This window comes from Haladaptatus sp. AB618, assembly GCF_024136965.1.
In the GTDB taxonomy this organism is placed as follows: Archaea; Halobacteriota; Halobacteria; order Halobacteriales; family Haladaptataceae; genus Haladaptatus.
In genome coordinates, this window is record NZ_JAMYJX010000004.1 from 395,058 (window position 1) to 419,530 (window position 24,473).

Here is a 24,473-nt window from a genome sequence, read left to right on the forward strand (position 1 = left end):
ATCATCCTCAGCGAAAAGGTTATTGTCTCCTATAATAATGATAATCCGTGTCACTATGCCGAAGGCAACTGATTCATCGGTCGACGACGCTACTGACGAGACGGTAACCAGTACCTCCGACGAGGATGGCTACTCCCGGCGCGGTTTCATGGAGACTGCTGCATCCATGGGTGCAGCCGGTGCCGCAGTCGGATTGTCCGGATGTACTGAACAGTTCGGCGGTAGCGGCGGTAATAGCAAAACGAAGGGTGAAAAGGACTTCATCTTCTGGACGATGCGCGGATACATCCCTGAAGTGACGAAGAACATCAAGCAGGCCGCCAAGGGCTTCGAAAAATACTCGGATTCGCCGGTCAACGTCTCGACGAACGTCATCGTGTGGAATCAGGTGTTCCCGAAGTGGAACGCGTCCATTCAGGGACGAACGACGCCGAACGTCTCGGAGATGGCCAACGAACACGCCGTGAACTTCGGAAGTCTCGGTGCGACGGCACCCGTCACGGACATTTACGATTCGTACGACGACTGGTACGGGCCAATGGAAGCGTGGGCCAGTTGGGACGACAAGAAGTGGGGCGTCCCGTGGTTCGTCGAGACGCGACCGATGTACTATCGGAAGGACCTCCTCGAAAAGGCGGGTCACAGCAAACCGCCGAAGGACTGGAAGGAACTCGTTAAAATCGGGAAAGACGTGGTCAAGGAAACCGGAAATCCGGGGTACATCGAACCCGGCGCTCGCGACTTCACGACCGGTCAACACACGTTCGCGTACACCGCAAACGCGGGCGGGAAGTTCTACAGCAAGAAGGACGGGAAGTGGCAGGTGGAACTCGATTCGGCCGGATCCCTGTTCGGCCACCTGTTCTACGCTAGCCTGAAGAAGGCGTGGAATCTCACGGCCGATGGTTGGACGAGCCAGGATTCGAGCGCGACGGACAAGTTCTTCCGGGAGCGAGACGCCGGGATGGCGCACCTCGGCGCGGAGGACGCGCGTCTCGCCCGGACGAAGGAACACGCCGGCCTTCGGGATAACGTGGGTATCCAGCCGATGCCCGAGGGACCGTTGGGCAAACAGTGGTCGTTCCGCGGCGGTTCCTGTCTCAGCCCGTTCACCAATGACGTCTCCAAACACGATGTCGGGGACCTCTCGAACGAGTTCGTGAAGTACATGATGCAACCGGACAACCAGTCCGACTACTTCGCGGCGTCCGCACCCGTCTTCATGCCGGTACGGAAGAGTCAGGAGCAGATGGACCTATTCACGAAGAATCCGACGAAGCTTCCCGACGACTGGCTTGACGCGTTCGTCACCCAAGCACAGGAGACTCGGCGATACGGCGTCTACGGTGGCGGACAGGACACGCCGTTCCTCGGGTCGGTCGAAGGTTCGACGACCGGATATAGCCAAGCGATTTCAGCCATCCTGGGCTCGAATAAGGATCCGAAGGAAGCGTTGGTCGGCATGGCCAACAACGTTCGGAACGAGGCGAACAAGAAGCTAGACTACACGCTCAAGAGCAAGTCCGAGAAACCGAGCCTCGACGATGCCCCGAAGGAGGTACAGGATTGGATCACCGGTTCCAACAACACGCCGAAGATCTGGAATCCCTACGAATGACGCCATGGTGGATACACTCGCCGTTCCAGACACCATATCCATGAGTCCCGTCAGGTCCGGTCCGGATCGATAACCTCCGCCATCCGATCCACTGAAACGACGATTTCTCGGTTCGGAGAGGTGTATCTGATGGGAAATTCCCGTCGATAACGACGGAATATTTTTATAGACAACTGTTCCCTATTAACATGGTATATGGGACGAATAGTTTTCGATTCCGTTCAAAAGGTCTACGGCAGCAAAACGGTTGCCGTCGATAATTTCGAACTCGAGGTCGCCGACGGAGAATTCCTGACGTTAGTCGGGCCGAGCGGTTCGGGCAAATCGACGACGCTCCGGATGCTCGCCGGGCTTGAAGAGATAACGGCTGGGGAGATATCCATCGACGACGAAGTCGTGAATTTTCTCCCGCCTCGTGACCGGGATATCGCGATGGTGTTCCAGAACTACGCACTGTATCCGCACCTCAGCGTGCGTGAAAACCTCGCGTTCGGGCTCAAGCGTTCGACGACGCTCGATAAGGGGGAAATTAACCGACGCGTAGAGGAGACGGCCGATCTGCTTGGCATCCCGGAACTCCTCGACAATAAACCCCGTCAGCTGTCCGGCGGACAGAAACAACGCGTGGCGACGGGACGCGCTATCGTCCGCGAACCCGAGGTGTTTCTCTTCGACGAACCGCTGTCGAACCTCGACGCCAAGCTCCGCAAACATATGCGGACAGAACTCAACCGCATCCAGCAGGAACTCGGGACGACCACCATCTACGTCACGCACGACCAAGAGGAGGCGATGACGATGTCGGACCGAATCGCCATCCTGAACCACGGTGAGCTCCAACAGGTGGGCAGCCCACGGGAGGTATACAACGACCCTACGAACCTGTTTGTGGCCCAGTTCATCGGGAGTCCGAGCATGAACATCTTCAACGGAATCGTCGAGGACCGACAAGGTGTCTCCCGGTTCACGGGCCAGATCGACCACGTCTTATCGGACGATATCGCCAGGAAGGCCGAACGCACCGCCTCGAACCGGTTCGTCCTCGGCATCCGACCGGAAGACCTCGAACTGTGCGAATCGTCCCACCGGAACGCGAGTGCGGTCACCGTCGAGCTGGTCGAACCGCTCGGCAGGGACAACCTTCTGTACTTTGAGCCGTCGGCGATGGAGGTGGACGTGGACGAAGAACGGGAATACGTGATGTTCGTTCCGCCCGACGTGAATCCCGATGTCGGCGATGAGGTGCACATCACCTTCGAAGTTGACGACATTCACCTGTTTGACGAGGAGACGGGCGACAACCTCCTTGTCGAGGGGCGGACGCAGCGGGAAGACCCACCGGTTCGATAGCTGTTTATGGAAAACGGACGACGCTCACTGCCGACCAGACGGGGACCTACAACTCGACGGCTACACCGGTATTCGTAAGCAATTCCGGTCTCGCAACCATCGACCCTTCTTCCGAGTCACGATGATGCCCCGTCGACCGGACTGCCGGGGTTCGCGTTGTAGAGGATGCCGTCAATGCGGAGATAGCTGTTCGTGAACTCGACGGCACGAACGAATCCGCTGGTCCGAACGAGTTGCGGGTCGAACGCGCCGTGGTCAATCACGTCGTCGACGACGACTCCGTTCGACGTGATCCCTGCTCGTCCACTCCCAGTGGCGTGACGGCTCCGGAGGTCGAGCACGGTACCGAGCGCATCGCGACCGGCGTTGCGAGCCAGCGTGAGCGGTATCGTTTCTATCGCGTCCGCGAACGCTTCGACTGCAAGCTGTGCCCGTCCGGTGACGCTCGGTGCGAAGTCGCGGAGCGCCACTGCCGCGGCGATTTCCGCCGCCCCGCCGCCGGGAAGCGCTTCCGGGCGCATCACCGCCGCGCGAACGGCGTTCAGTCCGTCCTTGACCCGCCGCTCGGCTTCGCGGGCGACGGAGTCGCTGCCGCCGCGGACGACGAACGACACCGCTTCGGGGACATTCCGGCCGGTCGCCGTCACTGCCAACCAGCTCTCGTCCTGCTGGTCGAACCGTTGGTCGATGTGCACGGGTGCCGTCGCTTCGGCTTCCACCACGTCGGCCGAAACGAGCGGCGTCGATACCGGTGCTCCAGTCGCACGGGCGAGGAACTCGATGCGCGAATCCTTCACGTTTTGCACCGTGAGCACGCCACGGCTACCCAGCTCTTGGGCGATATCGCGGTGAATATCCCCGCTCGCGAAGACGGCAACCGCGCCCGTCGCGCAAATCGCGGCCACGATGTCGTCGAACCGACGTGTGTCTACGGTCCGTACACCGTCGAATCCGTCCGTGTCCGCCGTTACGTTGCCTTGGAACGCCTGATCTCTGGGTGCCACGTCACCGCCGACCAGCAGCGCCGATCCCTCGACCGGCAGTTCGCTGGTTCCCCAGTACGGTTCCTGGGGAAGGAATGCACCGGGCACGAGGGACGAATCGGCAACACCCCCGCCCGGCATCGCCTCCGTTCGGACGAACGAGAGGTCCACCGAACCCGTTTGCGGGTTCGACACACGGAGGACAGCTTCCACGACGGGATCGGCGAGGCCGTGCAGCGACCAGGATTTCGTACTCCCGTTCGTCATCCCGGTTATCGCCACGTTCCGAAGGAGATCGCGGTCGAGCGATGCACCGTTTGACGACGCTAATGAGACGCTGGAGTCATCCCAGACTTCGAGCGTCCGCTGGGCGGCGATGGAGAACCCCTCGATGACGGTCGTCGGGGAAACACCCTCGGCGACGAGGTCGAGTCCGGCAGTGATCATTTCGCTCGTCAGCAGTATCGTGGTCGTCGTCCCGTCCCCGAAGTTGTCCTCCTGTGCTTCCGCCGTTTCGATGAAATGTTGTGCGACCGGATGGTTCGTCTCCCCCTCGAACTCCTCGATGATGGAAATCCCATCGTTGCTCGCGAGTCCGCGAATCTCGTCGTCTTGCTGTCGGCGAACGACGAGTTTGTCGAGGCCAGACGGTCCGAGCGTGCTTCGGACGAGGCTCCCCATCTCCTCGGCCGCGGTTCTGATGATTTCGCTCGTTTCGGACCGGTCGAAATGAGTGTATCCGGAGATCTGACCGGATGGGGAAGTAGGTGATTGCTCCATAGGAAATAGAACAGATCCACCGGCCTTTACTTTTGTGAAAATTCGTGTCGTTTTCCCACGGTCGTCCGTTACGACTTGACGGCACCTTCTGCCAGTCCCTCGACGAGGTAGCGTTGCAGGAAGACGAATAGCAGGAGGAGCGGCAAACTGACGGCCGTCGAACCGGCCATGATGAGCCCCCAGTTGACCGTGTTCTGTCCGATCCATGAACCGATTCCCGGCGGCAGCGTCTTCTTGGTCGGGTCGTTGATGAGCACGAGCGCGAAGAGAAACTCGTTCCACGCCAAAATCCACCCGAAGATGAACGTCGTCGCAATGGCGGGCGCGGACAGCGGGAGAATGACACTGATGACCGCCCCGATGCGGGTACTGCCGTCGACCATCGCCGCTTCTTCTAATTGGGCGGGGAGGTTCTCGTAGAATCCCCGCAACATCCACGTAGTAAACGGTAACGTGAAGGCGATGTACGCGATGACGAGGCCTGTGAGCGTGTTGAACAGCCCGAGGTCACGGAAGACGAGGAACAGCGGGATGACGATGACTACGTACGGGAACATCTGCGTGATGAGGAGGAACGTTGCGACCACCTTTCGACCGCGGAATCGCAACCGCCCAATGCTGTATGCTCCGAAGATACAGACGACGATGCTGATGAGCGTGGACGCCAGCGAGACGATGGCGCTGTTGATGAACCACGTGAGAAACGTCGTCTGATTCAGCATCGTCATGTAGTTGTTCAGGCTCACCCCGCTTAGCCACCCTGTGATACCGATTCGCGTTAGCTCCTCGACGGTCGTCACGTTCACCGACGTGATGACCATCCAGATGATGGGGAACAGAACGATGAGCGTGAGGCTCCACACGAACGCGTGGAATCCGATCGTTTTGAGTACCGAGTCGTTCAGGAATGACGAGTTCGATTGCGGTGATTTAGTTGCCATATCGTGTTCACCTCACACCTGACCGATGTCCTGCCGGTAGAGCTGGAGGTATACCAGTCCGTACCCGAGCATGATGAACATCATGACCATTCCGATGGCGCTTGCCAACCCGACGGAGTTCGACAGGAACGCGTTGTTGTATACGTACACCGGGAGCACCATCGACGACATCCCCGGCCCGCCGCTCGTCAGCACGAATATCATGGTGAAATTGTTGAACGTCCACAGACTCATCAGCAGCGTCGTCACGATGATAACCGGCTGTAGGTACGGAAGTGTAATGTGGCGGAACAGCTCCCATCGGGTGGAGCCGTCGACGAGCGCCGCCTCGTACAGCGAATCGGGGATCGCCTTCATTGCGGCGAGGAAGCTAATCATGAAGAACGGGAAGTTTCGCCACACCCAGCCGAGCATGGCCGAAAACAACGCGAACTTCGAACTCCCGATCCACGGAATCGCGCCGAGACCGACCAACCGTAAGAGGCCGTTGAACACCCCGAGATTGTAGTTATACATCCACTGGAAGTTCAGTGCCACGGCGATGTACGGCATCGCCCACGGTAGCAGAAGTAACCCCTGAACGACGTTTCGCCCTCGAAATTCGCGGTTGAGAAGGACGGCGAATCCCATCCCGACGATGAGCATGATGATGATTGAGCCGAACGCCCACGAGACGGTGTTGAGCAACACCTGCCAGAACTCCGGCCACCCCGACAGTATCTTCACGTAGTGTGCCGGGCCGACCCACGTCGGCGGGGTGATTCCGTTGTACTCGTTCATGCTCAGGTATGCCGCACGGATGACTGGATAGACGCTTACCAGACCGAGTGAGACCAGGGTCGGAACGAGAAATAACCAACCCCAAACGCTCTCCTTCGACAGGAGGTGACGATACTTTCGGGGTAGCGAAACTCGGTTGAGAAACTGATTCCGTAACTGATAGTATTTCACCATGCTACTTCGTCTCACTACATTCCCCGGATGGTAATAATATTTTGGTACCGAACGTCTTGGTGTATCGTCGAAACACTCTTGACAGCTCGGTGAAATTGAACGTTGCATGGCGTTCGAAACTGCATACGGGGCCTGGCGCGCCAGGGTTGATTCGACCACCGACGCGTGGCGGGCCTTCCTCGACGCGGATGACTTCGGCGAGGCGGTCGAATCCATCGAATATTACGGCTGGACGGCGCCCGCGATCGGTGTGTTCGCCCACGTCCTCTTTCGGAGCGGATTTACGTACCTCATCGAACCGGGAGTGATGAAGGGTGGTGAGCCGTTTCAGTCGCTGCTGTCGGCGTTCGTCCTCAACTTTATCTACACGGGTTTCCAGACGCTGTTGTTGCTGTTCTTCTTCTTCGGAACGATCGGTGCAATCGCCGGGTTGATCGCCTCCAATCGAAGTCTCGACGTTACCACGTTCAAAGTCGGTGGGTACCTCTCCGTGGTGTTCGTCCCGATTTTCGTGGTCGCATCCGTTCTCGCGCTCACGATTTCCGGCTCGGACGTCGGCATTGCCGCTGTTTCCGGCGGTAACGTCTCACAGATGGCACCGAAGATCATGGAAGTACGGATGAACATCCGGAGCACACAGCAGATGCAAATCGTACGACTGCTCCGGATCAGCGGATGGCTTCTCTGTGCGCTATTCCTTCGACCAGTGCTCGCACGACGCTACAGTCTCGGTCGGATTCGAAGCACGCTGGCGTTGCTTCCGACGACCATCGCCTTCATCGTATTTACCTCGATGACGTGATCGGCGAGAAGCCGGAGTCGAGAACGAGCGCCGTTCGATGCCACCGACAGCTTGATAATGGTTTCCACGACACACGAAGGTATGTCGATAGGCGTGTGTTATTTTCCGGAACACTGGCCCCGCGAACGGTGGACCACCGATGTCGAGCAGATGGCCGAGGCGGGAATCGAATACGTCCGCATGGGCGAGTTCTCCTGGTCGAGACTCGAACCGCGACCCGGCGAACTTGACTTCGAGTGGCTCGAAACCGCGGTCGATCTCGTGCACGAGCATGGAATGAAAGCGGTACTATGTACCCCCACGGCGACGCCACCCAAATGGTTGGTCGACAAGCACCCGGACATCCTTCAGGAGGAACCGGACGGGGATGCTCGCCATTTCGGCAGTCGGCGACACTACTGCTTCAACTCGGAGGCTTATCGAGAGCAGACCGACCGCATCGTTACCGTCCTCGCCGAACACTTCGCCGACCATCCAGCGGTCGTCGGTTGGCAGACTGACAACGAGTACGGCTGCCACGACACCATCCGGTGTTACTGCGACGACTGTGCGACGGCCTTTCGGACTTGGCTGCGTGAGAAGTACGGCGGTATCGACACGCTGAACGAGTCGTGGGGGACGACGTTCTGGAGCCAGCATCACACTGATTTCGAAGAGATCGATCCGCCGCGCCACACGGTCACCGATCACCATCCGGGACGGGTGCTCGACTACCACCGCTTCGCGAGCGCGAGCGTCGTATCCTACAACCGATCGCAAGCGGATCGACTTCGGGAGGCGAACGACGACTGGTTCGTTACCCACAACTTCATGTTCGACTTCGGCCAGTTAGACCCCTACGACGTCGGCGACGATCTCGACTTCGCCGCATGGGATTCATATCCAACTGGATTCCCCCAAATCGCCGGCGACGACCCGGCCGATGCGGACGAACTTCGGGTCGGAAACCCGGACCAGATCGGATTCAATCACGACCGCTATCGCTGCGCCGCGCCTGGGAACTTCTGGGTGATGGAGCAGCAACCGGGGTCGATCAATTGGCCGCCCGAGACCACCCAACCGGCAGAGGGTGCGATGCGTCTCTGGGCACACCACGCGGTCGCTCACGGTGCCGACGTCGTCTCCTACTTCAGGTGGCGACGGTGTCTGGAGGGACAGGAGCAGTATCACGCCGGGCTTCGAAAGCGGAACGGGACCGCCGACCGCGGATATCACGACGCGACGACGACGGCGGCAGAACTCGCCGATCTCGACCAGGGTTCTGTCACCGCTCCCGTCGCGCTCGTCCTCGACTACGAAAGCCTCTGGGCGCTCGACGAACAGGCGATGTCGCCCGATTTCGACTATTGGAACCACCTCCACACGTACTACCACGCGCTTCGCGGTCGCGGCGTACAAGTCGACGTACTTCCGACTGGCGCCGATTTCGAAGACTACGATGCGGTCCTCGCCCCATCGCTGCACCTCGTCGGAGACGAGGTCGTATCGACCTTCCGACGCTACGTCGAGAGTGGTGGTCACCTGTTGTTCACGATTCGTTCGGGAGAGAAGGACCTGCATAACAAGCTTCATGCCACGCGACCACCGGGACCACTCGCCGACCTCGCGGGTGTTCGCGTCGATCAGCACGAGAGCGTCCCAGCGGACTCGTCCGACGCCTGCCTCTCGTATCGGGGTGAACGGTACGGATATCGAACGTGGGCGGAGTGGATCGACGCCGACGACGCGAAGATCGTAGGGCAGTACGCGACCGGGATTGGCGAAGGCCGTACGGCCATCACTGTGCGTGAAGTCGAACCTGGGTCGGTCGCTTACGTTGGAATCTGGCCGGACGACAACCTCGCGGACGCCCTCGTCTCCGACGTGCTCACGCGGGCCAACGTCATACACGCAGCCAACCCGCTCCCGGATCACGTCCGGGTCGCCCATCGTGGCGATCTGACGTGGGTGTTCAATTACGGCAGCGAACCGATAGACGTCGATGTCGGCGATGCGGTCATTCAGTTAGGCGAGGAGACCGTTCCCGGCTACGATCTGCTCGTGGTCGAGGGGACTCCCGCCAATGTATCGGTAGAAAAGTAGACGCGGTCAGGCGCTCACCCATCGGACAGCGTTTCGAAGGAGGCGTCTGTACTGCGGGTTTTCGAATGCCTCGGCGGTGTGTCCGAGTGAGACGTAGCAAACATTTCCGTTGCCGACCGGCCGTACCCACGCGACCGGATAGTCGTCTAGGTCGGGGTGGTCCATCCGGGCGAGCACGCGTATCGCGTCCTCGTCGTAATCGACTGTGTACGGCTCATCGAACACTTCGAAATCCTCGACCCCCTCAGTGACTGGGTGATCGATGTCGACGATATCGACGCGAAACGTCGATTGCTCCGGATGCCCGATAAAGTGCCCGCCAAGCAACTCCCGGAGTTCTGGGAACGGTTCGTCCCGGTGGTCGATGCCACCGGACCCGTCGTGGGTACTGGTGATGTCCGCGGCACAGTGTATCCCAAGATAACCGCCACCGTCCGCGACGAAAGAGGTGAGACCGTCTCGCTGAGCGCTGGTAAAGGTGCTGTCGGTGAGGTAGTCGGCAAGGACGTCGTAGTCGTCGAGGCTGCGCAGGGCATTTCGATCCGTCGTTCGAGTCACGGCAACGTTGTCCCCGAGAGCATTCTCGATACGTGGTGCCATCTCATCAAATTCGTGGAAGGGAAACGTGTTCTCCCCGATGAGAAGCACGCTGGTCTGATCGGTCATGACTTCCATCTACGGAGACGGGAGCATAAAGCTTCGGTCGATTGTGGTAATCTACTCAACCGTCCTTCGTTGACTGTGGCGTTCTGTATTGTAGAACAGGGGAAAACATCGAGATGCCAGTTCATCCTCACGTTACGGGACGAATGGTACTCGTTGACGTGCTCTCTGTTTCGCATTCTTTCCTTTTACCTATGTGTTTAACGTTATCCTTAAAAATCTCCGAACAGTCAATATAAATTGATTCGCTACGTTGATTTACTTTTCGTTTTGTAATAGAGAATAGTTTGTCTTTCTTTCATCGAATTAAGCCGAGGACGGGAATCGAGTGACGGTGCGACGTTCTTCCCTGACTTCTATCAGATAAATGTTGGTTTCCGAACTGCACCTTTGACGGCAAACGATAGTAGACTCCGGGTGGCGACCGTTTTTCTTTTAGTCCTTGATACAGAACAAACTACACCGGACTCGGCACCAGTCATCTTCCGGAACCGATCCGATGGTCGCTCAGACGGTATCGTTCACGAATCGGCGATGCGCCGATATCGATGGCACGAGGGCGCCATAGGAGTGGGTGAACGACTCTAGCGGTACGAGCGCGGTTCTCATGAGCAGACCCAGCGTCTCGGGGAGACGGTTGTGTCGCCCAAGATAGGAGACGAACTCTTGCAGGTGGTCGCCATCTCTCTCGTCGAGGTGGAACGTATTTGTAGGTACAATTTACACGGTAAGTTATGTCCGGTGTGAATACAAAGCTACTCAAATAGCTACAGTCAGCGTTTGGGGTCATCAATTACTTGATGCGGTCGGGAGCAGGAGTCACAGATGTTGCAAATGGACCCCATACCGAAATCACTCGATTGGCAACGGAGACTGGTTCCGACAGCGCTAGGTGCGACAATCTCTGCAACCATTACAGACATATCTATGTAATGGGTCTGCTGAAGTAGATCGGATAATCGAGTGGAACGCTGATCCAATTTGTGGAGATGGGATCAAGGGGTACGAACTTGGAACGCTATTTTGCGCATTTATTGCTAGTCATTGAGTCGAACTGCTATGGGTTACGTTACCCTCCCCTGCATACTACTTCGTTCGCTGAACAAGAGTAAGGATGCTTCAAGGCGCTAGAAACGCTAGTAAGTTACCTCACGAGTCACCTCACTGTAGGTTTAGGTCAGGTATCACACGAATATGTCTCCATCAAATATAGTCCGACATGTGATCACGAATATACTCGGATCGTAAGACGTCGTGAGTGTTGGCGACAGTATCAAATCGGACTGTCACGTTCTTCATAGCGTCACGAATGGGTTCGCAATCTCGATTTTGGTCTGGGAGGTTAGTATTCTATATTAGCCCATCTACGGCGGGAAACGGGGGTACGGGTACCGACGCCGAAGGTGCGCATTCGTCGGTCACGTCTCGGAAAGACGTTTCCGTATTAGGGAACGTATCTGGGGTTTCGTTGGTGAGAGCCCCCATACGATGGGATAGCGGTCTCGTATCGCGGTTCGAACCAGAGTTACAGTGCCAACGGTGTGACGACGAGTTCGGCGTTCTTCGACTCTTTTGTCTTCGACTCGGTGGGTTCCGTTCGTTCGTTGGGTTCTGATACGGAGAATAAATTGCTACACGAAACTTTTCGGTGAGACGAAATGTTCTTCATGCATCCGTCCAAACTATTAATAGATGTGATTGCAAGGCCTATGTGATGCAAACTGGACCGGATCCTGGATCGCGTCGTATCGCCGACAAGCAGAGGATAGAGGAACTCCTCGATGAAATGACCGTAGAGGAGAAAGTCGCACAGCTCGGCTCGGTAAACGCAAACAAACTGCTCAATGACGACGCGACACACGATCGGGAGGCGATGGAGGAACACCTCGAAAACGGAATCGGTCACCTGACGAGACTCGGGGGAGAGGGAAGCCTTCCGCCACGGAAGGCCGCGAAACGGACGAACGAACTTCAAGCTTTTCTCAGAGACGAGACTCGACTCGGCATCCCCGCGATTCCCCACGAGGAGTGTCTGTCCGGATACATGGGTCCGGGGGGGACAACGTTCCCCCAGATGATCGGGATGGCGAGTACGTGGTCGCCATCGCTCGTCGAGGAAATCACGGTCACGATTCGTCGTCAATTGGCGGCCATCGGTACGAAACACGCGCTTTCTCCGGTCCTCGACGTCGCACGAGATTCTCGGTGGGGACGCGTTGAGGAGACGTTCGGCGAGGATCCGTACTTAGTCGCGGCGATGGCCTGCGGGTACGTGAACGGCCTCCAAGGCGACGGTGACGGAATCTCGGCGACGCTCAAACACTTCGCCGGCCACGGGGCCGGAGAAGGCGGAAAAAATCGCAGTTCTGTCAACGTCGGACGCCGGGAACTTTGGGAAACCCATCTGTTCCCGTTCGAGGCTGTCATCAAAACGGCCGACGCTGAATCCGTGATGAACGCCTACCACGACATCGACGGCATCCCATGCGCGAGCGACGAGTGGTTGCTAACGGACGTTCTCCGCGGCGAGTGGGGGTTCGACGGGACGGTCGTCTCTGACTACTACAGCGTCGAATTCCTGCGAAGCGAGCACGGCGTCGCGGCGTCTGAGCAAGCGGCGGGGGTGATGGCGGTTGAGGCCGGTATCGATGTCGAACTCCCCTATACGGACTGCTACGGCGAGCATCTCGTGAACGCTGTCGAAGATGGGGACGTGGCCGAAGCGACGGTGGACACGGCGGTTCGGCGGGTGCTCCGTGCGAAGGCCAAGAAGGGGCTCCTCGACGATCCGACCGTTGACGTCGCCGCCGCCGCCGACCCGTTCAACACCGAGAACGCGAGAAATCTCACCACTCGTGCCGCTCGGGAATCGATGACCCTCCTGAAGAACGAGGGCGACGTCCTTCCCTTCGACGCCGGGAGACTGGACGCCGTGGCCATCGTCGGGCCGAAAGCCGACAACGCACAGGAACTCATGGGTGATTACGCGTATCCGGCCCACTATCCCACGGAGGAGGTCAACCTCGATGCCACGACTCCCCTCGACGCCATCCAGGCACGCGGCCAGCAAGCTGGATTCGATGTTCGATACGAGCAGGGGTGTACAACGACCGGGTCCTCGACTGATAACTTCGATTCGGCGGCCGAGGCGGCCGAAGCCGCCGACGTCGCCGTCGCGTTCGTTGGCGCACGCTCCGCCGTCGACTTCACAGACTTGAACGAGAAGCAAGCCGACCTCCCCAGCGTCCCGACCAGCGGTGAAGGCTGCGATGTGGTCGATTTGGGTCTCCCCGGCGTGCAACAGGAACTCGTCGAACGTGTCCACGAGACTGGGACGCCGCTGGCAGTCGTCGTCGTGAGCGGGAAACCCCACTCTCTCGAGTGGATCGCCGAGGAAGCGCCCGCGCTTCTTTATGCGTGGCTTCCTGGCGAACACGGCGGCGAGGGAATCGCCGAAGTGATGTTTGGTGAATACAATCCCGGCGGCCGTCTCCCCGTCTCCCTTCCACGGTCAGTCGGTCAACTGCCGGTTTACTACAACCGGAAACCTAACACCGCGAACGAGGAACACGTATACGTGGGAAGCGAACCGCTGTATCCGTTCGGCCACGGGTTAAGCTACACCGACTTCGAATACGGCGACCTATCGCTGTCGACGGACGCGCTCGCCCCGGCCGGACGGATGAGCGCTGAAGTTGCAGTCCGTAACGCGGGCAACCGCGACGGACACGAAGTCGTCCAGTTGTACGCGAGCGCGGAGGCTCCGAGTCAGGCCCGGCCGGTCCAAGAACTGATTGGGTTCGAACGGGTGTCGCTTGACACCGGCGAGTCGAAACGCGTCACCTTCGAAATCGACGCCTCACAACTCGCGTTCCACGACCGTGACATGAATCTCGCCGTCGAAGAAGGTCCCTACGAACTCCGCGTCGGTCGGTCGGCGAGCGACATCGTCTCCACGGCGGCGTTCGACGTGACTGCGACGAAAGAAGTACCGGCAGCCGGTCGAACGTACTTCACGACGACACGAGTCGAAACCGTGGAGTAGCGCGGTATATCACTTCGAAATGGATGTTCAAATTCCTGTTCCAGTATCCGGAATGGATATGCCGAATGAATGTACGAGCTACGTTGATATGGATGCAAATATCCGATGCAAACACCAAAAACGCTCGCACTGGCCGAGGAGTTGATGTGGCGAGGCTCGTGTGGTGTGACCTGCCTTGCTGGCGGATCGAACAGGGGGAAAAACATGGTTCACAACCACCAGACAACACTCGGAAAACACGGCTACAACGTGAAGGGTGTGGACAAGTACCAACTGGGGTTGAAGTTCCTCGAAGTCGGCGGCCACATCCGGAAATCGATGGAACTCTACGTGGTTGCGGAACCTGAAATCAAATCGCCCATGGACGAAACCGGGAGACTCGCGAACCTCCTCGTGGAAGTGCCCAATTCGATGCCAGCGGCTGCGTCGAATTCTCGGGCCGCATTCTGCACCCATTCCGCGTAGGACAGCGTGTGTGCGAGCGGTTTCTCGCAGAGAACGGACGGTCCCTGCTTCGAGCGCAGCGATGGATGGATCGGCGTGAATCGCATTCGGACCGAGGTTGTAGAACACGTCAACGTCGCCAAAAATATCTTCCCACTCGGTGCTGTATTCCTCGAAACCCGTCGTCAGGTATCGCGTTCAGTCGGATAGCTCCGCCTCGACCGACGCTCGCGTGTCCTCCAGCAGCGATTGAACCTCGACCGGTTCGCCGGTTCGACTGCTCTGCATCGCCGCCTCGATCAGCGCCATCGACTGGAGGTTGTCCTCGACGTTCGTCGCCATCGGTTCGCCGCCGTCGAGCCATTCAACGAACTGCTCGACGAGCCACGTGTTGCTCCACTTTTCCTGTTCGTCGAGCGTCACGGGTTCGGGGTCGGCCGTCCGACCGCCGACCACCTGTTCGCCCTCGGGGTCGTACGGGTACCGGACCAGTTCCCGGTCGTCGAGGACGAGCGTCTCGTCCCGACATTCGGCGCGGACGTAATCGCTCTTCCAGCCGTTCAACCCGACGGCGTTGGCCTTCGCACCCTCCCACGTCGCCCGCGTGCCGTTCTCGAACTGGAGTTGGACGAGCGCCTGGACGTCGCCCTCGTACTCGGCCCAGTCGGGACACCACGTATCGGCGTATATCGTCTTGCAATCGCTTCCGGCCATGTCGGCGATGAAGTCGAGTTGGTGTACCGCTCCCTCGATCATCAACACGTCCTCCATCTCGTGACGGAACGCGCCCCACGTCCCGTACGACCGGGCATTGCAGGTGAATCGCCCGACGATGTAGTCGAGCGGTCCCGCTTCCTCGCCCTGAATGTGTCGTCTGAGCGACGTTTTGTCCTGGTCGAACCGATGGCTCATCGTGATTCCCATCTGCACTCCCGCTCGCCGGACCTTCTCGGCAATCCGAACGGACGCTTCGAGGGTGTCGGCGATGGGTTTCTCGCTCAGGATGTCGAGGTCGTGTTCGATGGCCGCATCGACCACGTCCTCGTGAAGCCACGGCGGGATGACGACCGTACAGAAGTCCGCATCGACTTCCGCGAACGCCTCCTCCACGTCCGTGTAACACTGTGATTCGTCCAATCCGAGGTGCTCCATCGCGTTCTCGTGTTGCTCCGGATCGATATCGACTGCTCCGACGACTTCGATGAGTCCGTCGTCCACATTCTCGCGGAGGAACGTCGAACACCAGTGTGCGCCCTGTCCGCCGGTACCGACTTGTATGACTCGATAGGTCATTGTTACCAATCGACTACAAAAGGTTACCGGGTGCTAATAACTCTTGTCTATCCGGCCGCCCGGTTGGATTTTCCGAGACCGAGACCCCAAAAACAGGGGGGTCGAGCTATCCCTTGAGCGCGCCCTGCGTGAGGCCGCTCACGATGCGGTCCTGTGCGATGAGCACGATGATGGCCATCGGAATGACGCCGACGATGCTCGCGGCGGCCATCATGTTGTACGCGACCGACTGGGTGCCCTGGAACTGGAAGATACCGTGCAGCACGGGTGCCCAGTTCTCAACGGCACCGTTCACCATCAGATACGAGAAGAAGAACTCGTTGTAGACGATGATGAACGTCAGGATGCCCGCCGTGGCGACGCCGGGTGCCGAGAGCGGGACGATGATGCGGAACAACGCACCGAGCCGTGTTGACCCCTCGATCCGCGCGGCGTCCTCCAACCCGTCCGGAATTTGGCTGTAGAACGTCGAGAGCAGGAAGATGATGAGCGGCAGCGTGAGCGCGCTCAGCGGCATCACCACTGCCCACGGCGTGTTGTACAGTTCGGGATACGAGAGCCCGAGGATGTCCACCTTCCCGTTGAACAGGCGGAAGAGCGGGATGAGGAACGTCACCGGCGGGAAGTACGAGATTACCAGGACGACCAGCATCAGCGGGGTGCGTCCGCGGAAGTCGTACCTGCCGAAGACGTATCCCGCCAAACTACCGATGAGCAACACGATGATCGTGGTCAGTCCGGCGATGATGAGGCTGTTCAACATGTAGAGGTGGAACGGTATCACCCGAAAGATGTCGATGAAGACGCCGGGGTTGAACCCCTTCGGCAGGAGCCCCATGTTCGCGATGGCGCGGTTCGGCGTGAGCGCGATGACGAGCAACCAGTAGAACGGGAACAGCGACATGAGCAGGAAGAACCCGATGGCGACCGCCATGACGACCCTGTACACCGCGTTCGGATGCTCTATCGAATACTGTGCGAACCGTTCGACCACGTTGGCTTCGTCGTCCGAATTGATTCCAGACATGTTACAGCCCCATACTCTCTTGTTTGTTGAATTGGATCAGGTACACGATCAACAGCATCCCTATCGCCGCCGCGATGATGAACGCTATCGCCGCCGCGGAGCCGTATCGGCTGGCGTTCCACATCGAAACGACCAGACAGCTCATCGACGGAACCGTGTTACAACTGGAGATGGTCTCGATCGTCCCGTACACCTTGACCGCGGCGATGGTCCGGAACAGGAGCGCCACGAGGAGCGTCGGCAGCACCAACGGGAACGTGATGGTCCGGAACTGCTGCCACTTCGATGCCCCCGAAATCTTCGCTACCTGATACAGCGAGCGGTCGATGCTCTGCAACCCGGCGAGGATGAGCAGTGCCATGAACGCCGACTGTTTCCAGATGTCCGCGACGATGGTTATCAGCAGGGAGTCGTGGCTCGTCGCCAGCGGTGACGACGAGATGATCCCCAGGTGTTGGAGCGGTTCGACCGCGAACCCGATGGACGGCTGGAACATCAGGTAGAAGATCATTCCCTGGATGACGATGGGAACCGCCCACGGGACGATGAGTCCGACCCGGACCCACCGTCGACCGCGGAACTGCTGGTCCAGCACGAGCGCCATCGCGAACCCGAGAATCGTCTCGACGACGATGGCACCGACGGTGAACAGTATCGTCACCGGGATGGCGCTTTTGAACGGCTGGCTCAGGTCGAAGAACGGCCGTTGCAGGATGACGTCCGACTGACCGGTGAGCAGGTCGGCGTAGTTCTTCAAGCCGACGAACTTCCCGACGGGATTCGACGTCGTGATGCTGTCGGCGTGCAGCGAGATGTTGGCCGTGTAGATGAGCGGCCAAATGGCCATCGTCCCGAGCAGCAACAACAGCGGCACGAGCATCAGATACACGAACTGCGTCTCGCTCAGCCGCTCGATGCGGTTCAGGACGGCGATACCCGGTCCGAACCGCCAGCGGCGATTCGAGGTCGTGGATTCGTCTGTTGCCATTCGCTTCTACACCTTCTTTTCGAGCTTTTGAAGCTGTGATTTCAATTGATCCATCCCCTTCTGCGCACCGACGTTGCCCATGATGACGGCGTTCGCCTTCTGGGCCACAGCCTGTGACTGCTCCGGCCAGATGACGGTCGCCGGACGAGCCAGCGTGTGTTGACCGGTGTACGCGAGGGTATCGACGTACCGGCCCATCACTGGGACGTCGGTCGCGTTCTTCAGCGTCTTCGAGACCGGCGGGATGTGGCCCGCGATCTGGAAGTTGTCGAGTTGGAACGATTTGGTGGACATCGCCTTGAAGAACTCGACACACGCGTCCTCGTTCTCCGTGTTCGGGTTCATCGAGTAGTTCCAGCCGCCGAGTGCGGCGATGGAACCGCCGGTTCCGGGATACTTCGCGTCGTTCGGCTTGACTCCGTACGGAATCGGCATCACGCCCATCTTCTCCCCGAGGGCGTCGTCCGCGCCGTTGATGGCGATGGAGTACGGCCAGTTACGAAGCGCGACCGCGTTGCCCTGCGTGAACGGCCGCATGGACGGCGACAGGCCCCACTGCGAGGCTTCCGAGGACGTGATCTTCGCGCCGTATCCGTCCATCGTGTCCGATGCGTCGGTCCCGTGAATGAACGTCCGCGCCATCTTCAGCGAGTCGATGACCGGTTTCTCGTCGACCGTAACCGGGCGATCACCGACCTTGTAGAGGTTCTTTTCCGGGTTGCCGAAGTACGCGCCACCCCACGAACTCAGGAACTCGTTGAACACACAGCAGGCGAGTTGAATCTCGGACGCGGCCTGCCAGTTGAAGCCGTATTTCACGTCGGATTGTTCGAAAACGTCGGCCATCTCGTTGGAGAACTGCTTCCACGACATCGGCTTGGTCTTGTACTGCGTCCAGTCGTACCCGGCCTTCTTCACCAAGTCCTTCCGATACTGGATCGTCGGCAAGTCGGTGTACAGCGGAACCCCGTAGAGGCTCCCGTCGTTCGACCGCGCCGACTTGACGCTCTGTTGGAAGTAGTCGTTCTCGACCTTGTTCTTCACCTTCTTCGGAAGCACGTCGTCGAGCTTCTTCAGTTGTCCACGAACGATGAACGGCGTCGTCCATCCGCAGTCGAACACCATCAGGTCAGGGTCCGGCCGGTCGGCGGAGAGCCACTGCCGATATTTGGTCTGCATTTCGTCGGTCGTCTGCCCGGCGCTGATCATCTTGATATCGATGTCGTCCGGAAAACCGGCGTCGTGAAGCGCCTTGACGATCTTCTTCTCGTTGTTCCGCCACTCGGTATGGGCGGTGATTCGAAGCGTGTTTCCGCCGTTCGACCCCGAGCTACTGCCGCCGAAACCGGAACACCCGGCTAAACCGGTCGCGACGCCCCCAGCGCTCACAGCTTTGACGAACGTTCGCCGATCGACTGACCTGTCCGCAGATCTATCAATATCAGTGTCTGGCCGATGCTTGCTAGGCATACCCATTGCTCTAAACTAGAAGTATATATACATTTCCATCAATTGTGATGTACGCCGCGGGAAAAGTCACGACTAAGCGGCCGTGACACCTCTGCGAACACCTGCTATCGTGTCTCTCTGGTTACGGTACCGGGGCCGGTTCCGATTCAGCGCCGTGGACGATCGCCTCACCTGTCTCCGTATCGAACAGATGAATGCTCCGGCGGTCAAGGACGATGTCGATCTCGTCCCCCTCCGAAATCTCCGTGTCCGGCGGCGCGCTCATCAGGAACTGCGAGCGACTCCCCTCCGTCCCGTCGAGTTCGGACAGTTCCGTTTCGGTGCTCTCCTCGCCCCGTGTGTACAGATAGACGAAGACCTTCTCGCCGATCGGTTCGGTAACGTCCACGGTCGCTCGAATCGTCTTGCTCCCGTCGACCGGTTTCGAATCGGCCAAATAGACGTCCTCGGGTCTGATACCGACGGTGACGTTTTCGGTCCCATCACACTCGAAGTCACGAAGGTCGAGGTCGAACTTTTCGGACCGGAACTGGCCCTCGTGGACCGTCCCCTCGATGAAGTTCATGCTGGGCGACCCGATGAATCCGGCGACGAACCGGTTCTCGGGTTCGTGATAACACTCCAACGGCGGTGCGATCTGCTGGAGTTCCCCCTCGTTGATGATGGCAACGCGGTCCGACATGGTCATCGCCTCCTCCTGATCGTGTGTCACGTAGATGGTCGTCACGTTGAACTTGCGCTGAATACGTTGTAGCTCGGTTCGCATGTGAACGCGGAGCTTCGCGTCGAGGTTCGCCAGCGGTTCGTCCATGAGGAACACCTCCGGTTCCCGAACGATGGCGCGGCCGATCGCGACACGTTGGCGCTGTCCCCCGGACAGTTCGCTCGGCATCCGTTCGAGCATCCCCTCCAGTTTGAGCGTTTCCGCGGCTTCATCGACCCGTTGGTCGATTTCGTCCTTCGTGGTCCCGCGTATCCGGAGGCCGTAGCTCATGTTGTCGTAGACGTTCATATGCGGAAACAGGGCGATGTTCTGGAACACCATCGCCAATCCGCGGTCCTTCGGCGGGTCGTTCGTGACGTCCTCGTCATCGATCAGGATGTTCCCGTCCGACGGCTTCGTCAGTCCGCCGATCATCTTTAGCGTCGTCGATTTTCCACAACCAGACGGTCCGACCAGCGAGATGAACTCACTGTCCTCGATGTCGAGGTTCATATCGTTGACCGCGACAACGTCGTCGTACCGTTTGGTCACATGACTCAAGCGAAGCGATCCCATACGACCAGCATGTTTCCCGTTCGCTCATTTATATCTTCCGTAACATCCGATTTCATCCGCCATTGTTCGAACGTCGCGGCTCGCACGAACCACCTGTAAAAGCACTCGCAATGAACTTGTTCTGAAATACGGAACAGACTGCCCGTCGCGTTCGTCCGGCCCTCTCATCGTAAAAACACTGTTGGGTGGCGATTTTCGGCCGATCGATGATTATATTCGATTTTGATGGACTATTCACCCCTCTCTCAATCACGAACGGTCCTATGTCTGTAAAGGTATCTGATAACCAACGGATGGAGTCGACCTCGTTCGTTCCGGCACGTCGAATTCGCCATCGACAGTACCTCGGGTGAAATACAGAACGCGGGGCCATCATGGAACGACCTGGAAATCGTGTCGCCATCCCCGGTAGAACGTCCGTTGATGAGCGGGACCGCACTGTTCGGATGATCTCATCACAGATCCCTGCCAATACTTCGCCACCCACCGTCGAACCCCTTGTTCTCGGATGTAGAACGAATAATTACTATCAATTATCATTTTCTTCCAAACATTTTTTAAAGTGTACTACATGGTGTTTCAAGAGGCATCAGCAATGGTCGATACTAGCCGCCGAACGGTACTTGCAGCTATCAGTGCAGGTTCGGCACTGTCACTCAACAGCGGGGCAGCGAGCGCGGAAACCGACGACGGGACGGCGAACGGGTGGTCGGGCGATTCGGGCGAGGATGTGGACGAACGCGTCGCAGCGCTCGTTTCACGACTCACCCTCGACGAGAAACTGACGCTCCTTCACCAGTACCAACCGCCGATTCCGCGGCTCGATATGGACGCGTTTCGAACCGGGACGGAGGCGTTACACGGGGTTTCCTGGTTGGGAGAGGCAACCGTCTTTCCGCAACCCATCGGGCTCGGGAGCACGTGGGACCCGGACCTGGTGGAACGCGTCGGGAGCGCAGTCGGCGACGAGGTACGCGGCAAGCACAACGTCACCCCGAGCGCCGCCGGGCTGAACGTCTGGGCACCGACCGTCGACCCTCTTCGAGACCCCCGAGCGGGACGAAACGAAGAGGGATACTCCGAGGACCCGCTCCTGAGCGGCGAGTTAGCGCTCGGATACACGAGCGGTCTGTCCGGCGATGATCCGTACTACCTGAAGACGGCACCGTCGCTGAAACACTTCTTCGCGTACAACAACGAAACCGACCGTACCACCACCAACGCCGAGCTACCGCCGAGACTGCTCCACGACTACTATCTGCAGTTCTTCCGCCCGCCGGTCGAAGCCGGAACCGCGGTCGGCGTCATGGCCTCGTACAACCTCGTCAACGGGCGACCGAACACCGTGTCGCCGCTCCTCGACCGGGTCGTCCGCGACTGGGCACCGGACGGGTCGGCCGTCATGAACGTGAGCGACGCGTGGGCACCTGAGACCCTGACCGGTGCGCAGGCGCACTTCGACACCAAGGCGAAAGCGCGCGCCGCCGCGGTGGTCGCAGGGCTGGACGTCTTCACCGAACATGGCCCGGACGACACGACGACCGTCGAGGCGCTTTCCGAGGCGGTCGATCGGGGAATTTTGAGCGAAAACGAAATCGACGCGGCAGTCGGCCACGTCCTCTCGGTTCGGTTCCGTCTCGGGGAGTTCGACCGGGAGACCCCGTACGACGACCTTACGGACGAAGTCGTCGGTGCACGGGAACACCGTGAACTCGCTCGGAAAGCCGCACAGGAGGGAACGGTGTTGCTCAAAAACGACGACGGAGGGCTACCGATTTCGGACGAACGGTCCGTCGCCGTCGTCGGTCCGCTCGCCGACAGCGTGTTCACCGACTGGTACAGCGGGACGCCACCGTATCGAATCACGGCCGAGGAGGGCATCCGCGACCGAATCGGTGCCGACAACGTGACGACCGCCCAGGGAATCGACCGCATCGCGCTCCAGGAAATTTCCTCCGGGAGCTACGTGACGGCTGGCGTGAGTCCCGGCGGTGGTGGACTCTATCTATCGGACCAGAACGCGCCCGGCGTTCAGCAGTTCGACGCGGCACAGTGGAGTTCCGACGCCTGGACGCTCCGGGCGACGGGGAACAACCGCTACGTCACCGTCGAGGACGGGCAGTTGATCAACTCCGCCGAGAAACCCTACGGCTGGGAGGAGGTCGCGGAAGCGTTCGAGTTCGTCCGACTGGACGACGGTTCGACGGCGCTTCGACACCGAAAAACGGACGCCTTCGTCACCGCGGCGGACGGCGGACTGGCCGTGGATGGCGAGACGGAATCCGACGCCGCACGGTTCGACGTCGAGCGACGTCGAAACGGCGTCCAGGACGCGGCTCGAACGGCCCGCGACGCCGACGTCGCCGTCCTCGTCGTCGGTACCCATCCCCTCATCGGTGCCCGCGAAACCCACGACCGCGATGACCTCGACCTGCCGGAGTCACAGCGACGGCTGATCGAAGCGGTGACGAGCGCCAACCGGCGAACCGTGCTGGTGCTCCAGAGCAGCTATCCCGTCGCCATCAACTGGGCCGACCGACACACGCCGTCCATCCTGTGGACCTCACACGCCGGGCAGGAGACGGGTCGTGCGCTCGCGGACGTGCTGTTCGGCGACGTTTCCCCGTCCGGTCGACTTCCCCAGACGTGGCCCCGCTCGGCCGACGGGCTTCCGGACATCAAGGAGTATAACATCGCTCGAACCGGGATGACGTACCGCTACGGGCAGGAGAACCCGCTCTACGCGTTCGGTCACGGGCTGTCGTACTCGTCGTTCCGGTACGACCACCTCCGAATCTCACCGCGCTCACACCTGTCTCCCGGCGAAACGGCGACCGTGAAAGTCAGGGTCACCAACACGGGTTCGATGGCGGCCGACGACGTCGTGCAGTTGTACAGCCGTCAGCGCCGGTCGCGCACCCGGCAACCGGAGCAAGTGCTGCGTGGGTTCGAGCGCGTCCACCTCGAACCGGGCGAACGCACGTGCATCGAGTTCGAACTCGACTACGACGAGTTCTCGTTCTGGGACGTCACGCGGAACCGCCGGGTCGTCGAGCGAGCGAAACACGACGTAGCAATCGGATCGGCGTCCGACGACTTCGGTCCGCGCAGGACGCTCCGCGTGGACGGCGAACGGATCCCACAGCGCGACCTGTCCGAGGAAACCCGCACCGTGGATGCCGACGACTGGTCGTGGTCGTCGATCGAACTGTTGGACAAGTCGAAGGCCGACGGAACCACCGTGGGCTTCTCCGACGGTTCGTGGGTCGCGTTCGAGGACGTCGATTTGCACGACCGCCCGGAGGAAGCGGCGGTGTCGGTCGCCCGGGCGGAGGGAGGTTCGGCGACGGCCGAACTTCGACTCGGGTCCCCCGACGGACGTCTGTTGGGTTCGGCCGACGTTCCCTCCACGGGCGACGTCTACGAGTACGAACGAGTGACGACGGCGCTTCGCGGAGCGACGGGCGGCCATCGAACGGTGTATCTGGTCGCGCGCGGCGAATTCCGTGCGCACACCGTCCAGTTCGACTGAAACGTCCCCGGACGTCGGAGGATTTCATCCGGTATCGCTGACGGCGCGACTCGTGGCCACGAGTCGCGCCCGACGAGCAACGCGGAACGAACGATCATCGGTTTTGACTCACAATGAGCAAACGAGAACACAGCGGCGAGAGAGACGGAACGGAATCGACATCGGAAGGAACGGAATCGACATCGGAAGGAACGGAATCGACATCGGAAGGAACGGAATCGA

General features: G+C 59.5%; 15 protein-coding genes and 2 pseudogenes. 7 read left to right on the forward strand and 10 right to left on the reverse strand.

Annotated features, from left to right (window positions below; genetic code table 11):
• The first annotated feature begins 55 nt into the window (after positions 1 to 55).
• Together NKF26_RS15125 and NKF26_RS15130 are read left to right on the forward strand one after the other, a co-directional pair.
• Positions 56 to 1,618, forward strand: a complete 1,563-nt coding sequence (locus tag NKF26_RS15125; protein WP_253234534.1) for an extracellular solute-binding protein — start codon at positions 56 to 58, stop codon at positions 1,616 to 1,618.
• 195 nt (positions 1,619 to 1,813) lie between these two features.
• Positions 1,814 to 2,968 (forward strand): ABC transporter ATP-binding protein, encoded by a 1,155-nt coding sequence (locus tag NKF26_RS15130; protein ID WP_253225915.1) that lies wholly within the window; start codon positions 1,814 to 1,816, stop codon positions 2,966 to 2,968.
• Between the two features lie 116 nt (positions 2,969 to 3,084).
• On the opposite strand, the gene NKF26_RS15135 is transcribed toward NKF26_RS15130, so the two are convergent.
• The 3 genes from NKF26_RS15135 to NKF26_RS15145 all read right to left on the reverse strand — a co-directional run bounded on the left by NKF26_RS15135 (position 3,085) and on the right by NKF26_RS15145 (position 6,452).
• Positions 3,085 to 4,731, reverse strand: a complete 1,647-nt coding sequence (locus NKF26_RS15135) for a TCP-1/cpn60 chaperonin family protein (RefSeq protein ID WP_253225916.1) — start codon at positions 4,729 to 4,731, stop codon at positions 3,085 to 3,087.
• A 68-nt stretch (positions 4,732 to 4,799) separates the two neighbouring features.
• The gene (locus tag NKF26_RS15140) at positions 4,800 to 5,672 is read right to left on the reverse strand and encodes a carbohydrate ABC transporter permease (RefSeq protein WP_253225917.1); all 873 of its coding nucleotides are present in this window, start codon (positions 5,670 to 5,672) and stop codon (positions 4,800 to 4,802) included.
• A gap of 12 nt (positions 5,673 to 5,684) precedes the next feature.
• Complete coding sequence (locus NKF26_RS15145; RefSeq protein WP_253225918.1) at positions 5,685 to 6,452, reverse strand: carbohydrate ABC transporter permease; 768 nt, start codon at positions 6,450 to 6,452, stop codon at positions 5,685 to 5,687.
• A gap of 280 nt (positions 6,453 to 6,732) precedes the next feature.
• Between NKF26_RS15145 and NKF26_RS15150 the strand changes: the two genes are divergently transcribed.
• Complete coding sequence (locus NKF26_RS15150; protein WP_066147273.1) at positions 6,733 to 7,428, forward strand: hypothetical protein; 696 nt, start codon at positions 6,733 to 6,735, stop codon at positions 7,426 to 7,428.
• A gap of 81 nt (positions 7,429 to 7,509) precedes the next feature.
• Positions 7,510 to 9,510 carry a beta-galactosidase gene (locus NKF26_RS15155; RefSeq protein WP_253225919.1) on the forward strand — a complete coding sequence of 667 codons (2,001 nt, stop codon included), beginning with the start codon at positions 7,510 to 7,512 and terminating at the stop codon, positions 9,508 to 9,510.
• A 6-nt stretch (positions 9,511 to 9,516) separates the two neighbouring features.
• On the opposite strand, the gene NKF26_RS15160 is transcribed toward NKF26_RS15155, so the two are convergent.
• On the reverse strand, positions 9,517 to 10,176 hold the full coding sequence (locus tag NKF26_RS15160) for a ThuA domain-containing protein (RefSeq protein WP_253225920.1): 660 nt from the start codon (positions 10,174 to 10,176) through the stop codon (positions 9,517 to 9,519).
• Positions 10,177 to 11,959: 1,783 nt separating this feature from the next.
• On the opposite strand from NKF26_RS15160, the gene NKF26_RS15165 reads away from it, so the two are divergent.
• The gene (locus NKF26_RS15165) at positions 11,960 to 14,218 is read left to right on the forward strand and encodes a glycoside hydrolase family 3 N-terminal domain-containing protein (RefSeq protein WP_253225989.1); all 2,259 of its coding nucleotides are present in this window, start codon (positions 11,960 to 11,962) and stop codon (positions 14,216 to 14,218) included.
• A 144-nt stretch (positions 14,219 to 14,362) separates the two neighbouring features.
• A pseudogene (locus NKF26_RS15170) lies at positions 14,363 to 14,617 on the forward strand (IclR family transcriptional regulator); the annotation flags it as partial.
• A gap of 35 nt (positions 14,618 to 14,652) precedes the next feature.
• On the opposite strand, the pseudogene NKF26_RS24425 reads toward NKF26_RS15170, so the two are convergent.
• The 6 genes and pseudogenes from NKF26_RS24425 to NKF26_RS15195 all read right to left on the reverse strand — a co-directional run.
• Positions 14,653 to 14,842, reverse strand: a pseudogene (locus NKF26_RS24425) (Gfo/Idh/MocA family oxidoreductase); the annotation flags it as partial.
• 18 nt (positions 14,843 to 14,860) lie between these two features.
• Entirely contained in the window at positions 14,861 to 15,955 is a 1,095-nt protein-coding gene (locus NKF26_RS15175; RefSeq protein ID WP_253225921.1) for a Gfo/Idh/MocA family protein, read from the reverse strand.
• A 106-nt stretch (positions 15,956 to 16,061) separates the two neighbouring features.
• Positions 16,062 to 16,982, reverse strand: coding sequence for a carbohydrate ABC transporter permease (locus NKF26_RS15180; protein ID WP_253225922.1), 921 nt, complete (start codon positions 16,980 to 16,982; stop codon positions 16,062 to 16,064).
• Position 16,983: 1 nt separating this feature from the next.
• On the reverse strand, positions 16,984 to 17,970 hold the full coding sequence (locus tag NKF26_RS15185; protein WP_253225923.1) for a carbohydrate ABC transporter permease: 987 nt from the start codon (positions 17,968 to 17,970) through the stop codon (positions 16,984 to 16,986).
• 6 nt (positions 17,971 to 17,976) lie between these two features.
• The gene (locus NKF26_RS15190; protein ID WP_253225924.1) at positions 17,977 to 19,359 is read right to left on the reverse strand and encodes an extracellular solute-binding protein; all 1,383 of its coding nucleotides are present in this window, start codon (positions 19,357 to 19,359) and stop codon (positions 17,977 to 17,979) included.
• Between the two features lie 202 nt (positions 19,360 to 19,561).
• A complete protein-coding gene (locus NKF26_RS15195; RefSeq protein WP_253225925.1) occupies positions 19,562 to 20,719 on the reverse strand; it encodes an ABC transporter ATP-binding protein in 1,158 nt (385 codons plus the stop codon).
• Between the two features lie 595 nt (positions 20,720 to 21,314).
• On the opposite strand from NKF26_RS15195, the gene NKF26_RS15200 reads away from it, so the two are divergent.
• Entirely contained in the window at positions 21,315 to 24,251 is a 2,937-nt protein-coding gene (locus NKF26_RS15200) for a glycoside hydrolase family 3 protein (RefSeq protein WP_253234535.1), read from the forward strand.
• Positions 24,252 to 24,473 lie beyond the last annotated feature (222 nt).

Excerpts from the sequence above, each read along its gene's own strand:
- NKF26_RS15160 (WP_253225920.1), bottom strand. The coding sequence starts at position 10,176 with ATGACCGATCAGACCAGCGTGCTTCTCATCGGGGAGAACACGTTTCCC.
- NKF26_RS15130 (WP_253225915.1), top strand. The coding sequence starts at position 1,814 with ATGGGACGAATAGTTTTCGATTCCGTTCAAAAGGTCTACGGCAGCAAA.
- NKF26_RS15135 (WP_253225916.1), bottom strand. The coding sequence starts at position 4,731 with ATGGAGCAATCACCTACTTCCCCATCCGGTCAGATCTCCGGATACACT.
- NKF26_RS15125 (WP_253234534.1), top strand. The coding sequence starts at position 56 with ATGCCGAAGGCAACTGATTCATCGGTCGACGACGCTACTGACGAGACG.
- NKF26_RS15195 (WP_253225925.1), bottom strand. The coding sequence starts at position 20,719 with ATGGGATCGCTTCGCTTGAGTCATGTGACCAAACGGTACGACGACGTT.
- NKF26_RS15185 (WP_253225923.1), bottom strand. The coding sequence starts at position 17,970 with ATGGCAACAGACGAATCCACGACCTCGAATCGCCGCTGGCGGTTCGGA.
- NKF26_RS15140 (WP_253225917.1), bottom strand. The coding sequence starts at position 5,672 with ATGGCAACTAAATCACCGCAATCGAACTCGTCATTCCTGAACGACTCG.
- NKF26_RS15155 (WP_253225919.1), top strand. The coding sequence starts at position 7,510 with ATGTCGATAGGCGTGTGTTATTTTCCGGAACACTGGCCCCGCGAACGG.
- NKF26_RS15200 (WP_253234535.1), top strand. The coding sequence starts at position 21,315 with ATGGTCGATACTAGCCGCCGAACGGTACTTGCAGCTATCAGTGCAGGT.
- NKF26_RS15180 (WP_253225922.1), bottom strand. The coding sequence starts at position 16,982 with ATGTCTGGAATCAATTCGGACGACGAAGCCAACGTGGTCGAACGGTTC.
- NKF26_RS15150 (WP_066147273.1), top strand. The coding sequence starts at position 6,733 with ATGGCGTTCGAAACTGCATACGGGGCCTGGCGCGCCAGGGTTGATTCG.
- NKF26_RS15175 (WP_253225921.1), bottom strand. The coding sequence starts at position 15,955 with ATGACCTATCGAGTCATACAAGTCGGTACCGGCGGACAGGGCGCACAC.
- NKF26_RS15145 (WP_253225918.1), bottom strand. The coding sequence starts at position 6,452 with ATGAACGAGTACAACGGAATCACCCCGCCGACGTGGGTCGGCCCGGCA.
- NKF26_RS15165 (WP_253225989.1), top strand. The coding sequence starts at position 11,960 with ATGACCGTAGAGGAGAAAGTCGCACAGCTCGGCTCGGTAAACGCAAAC.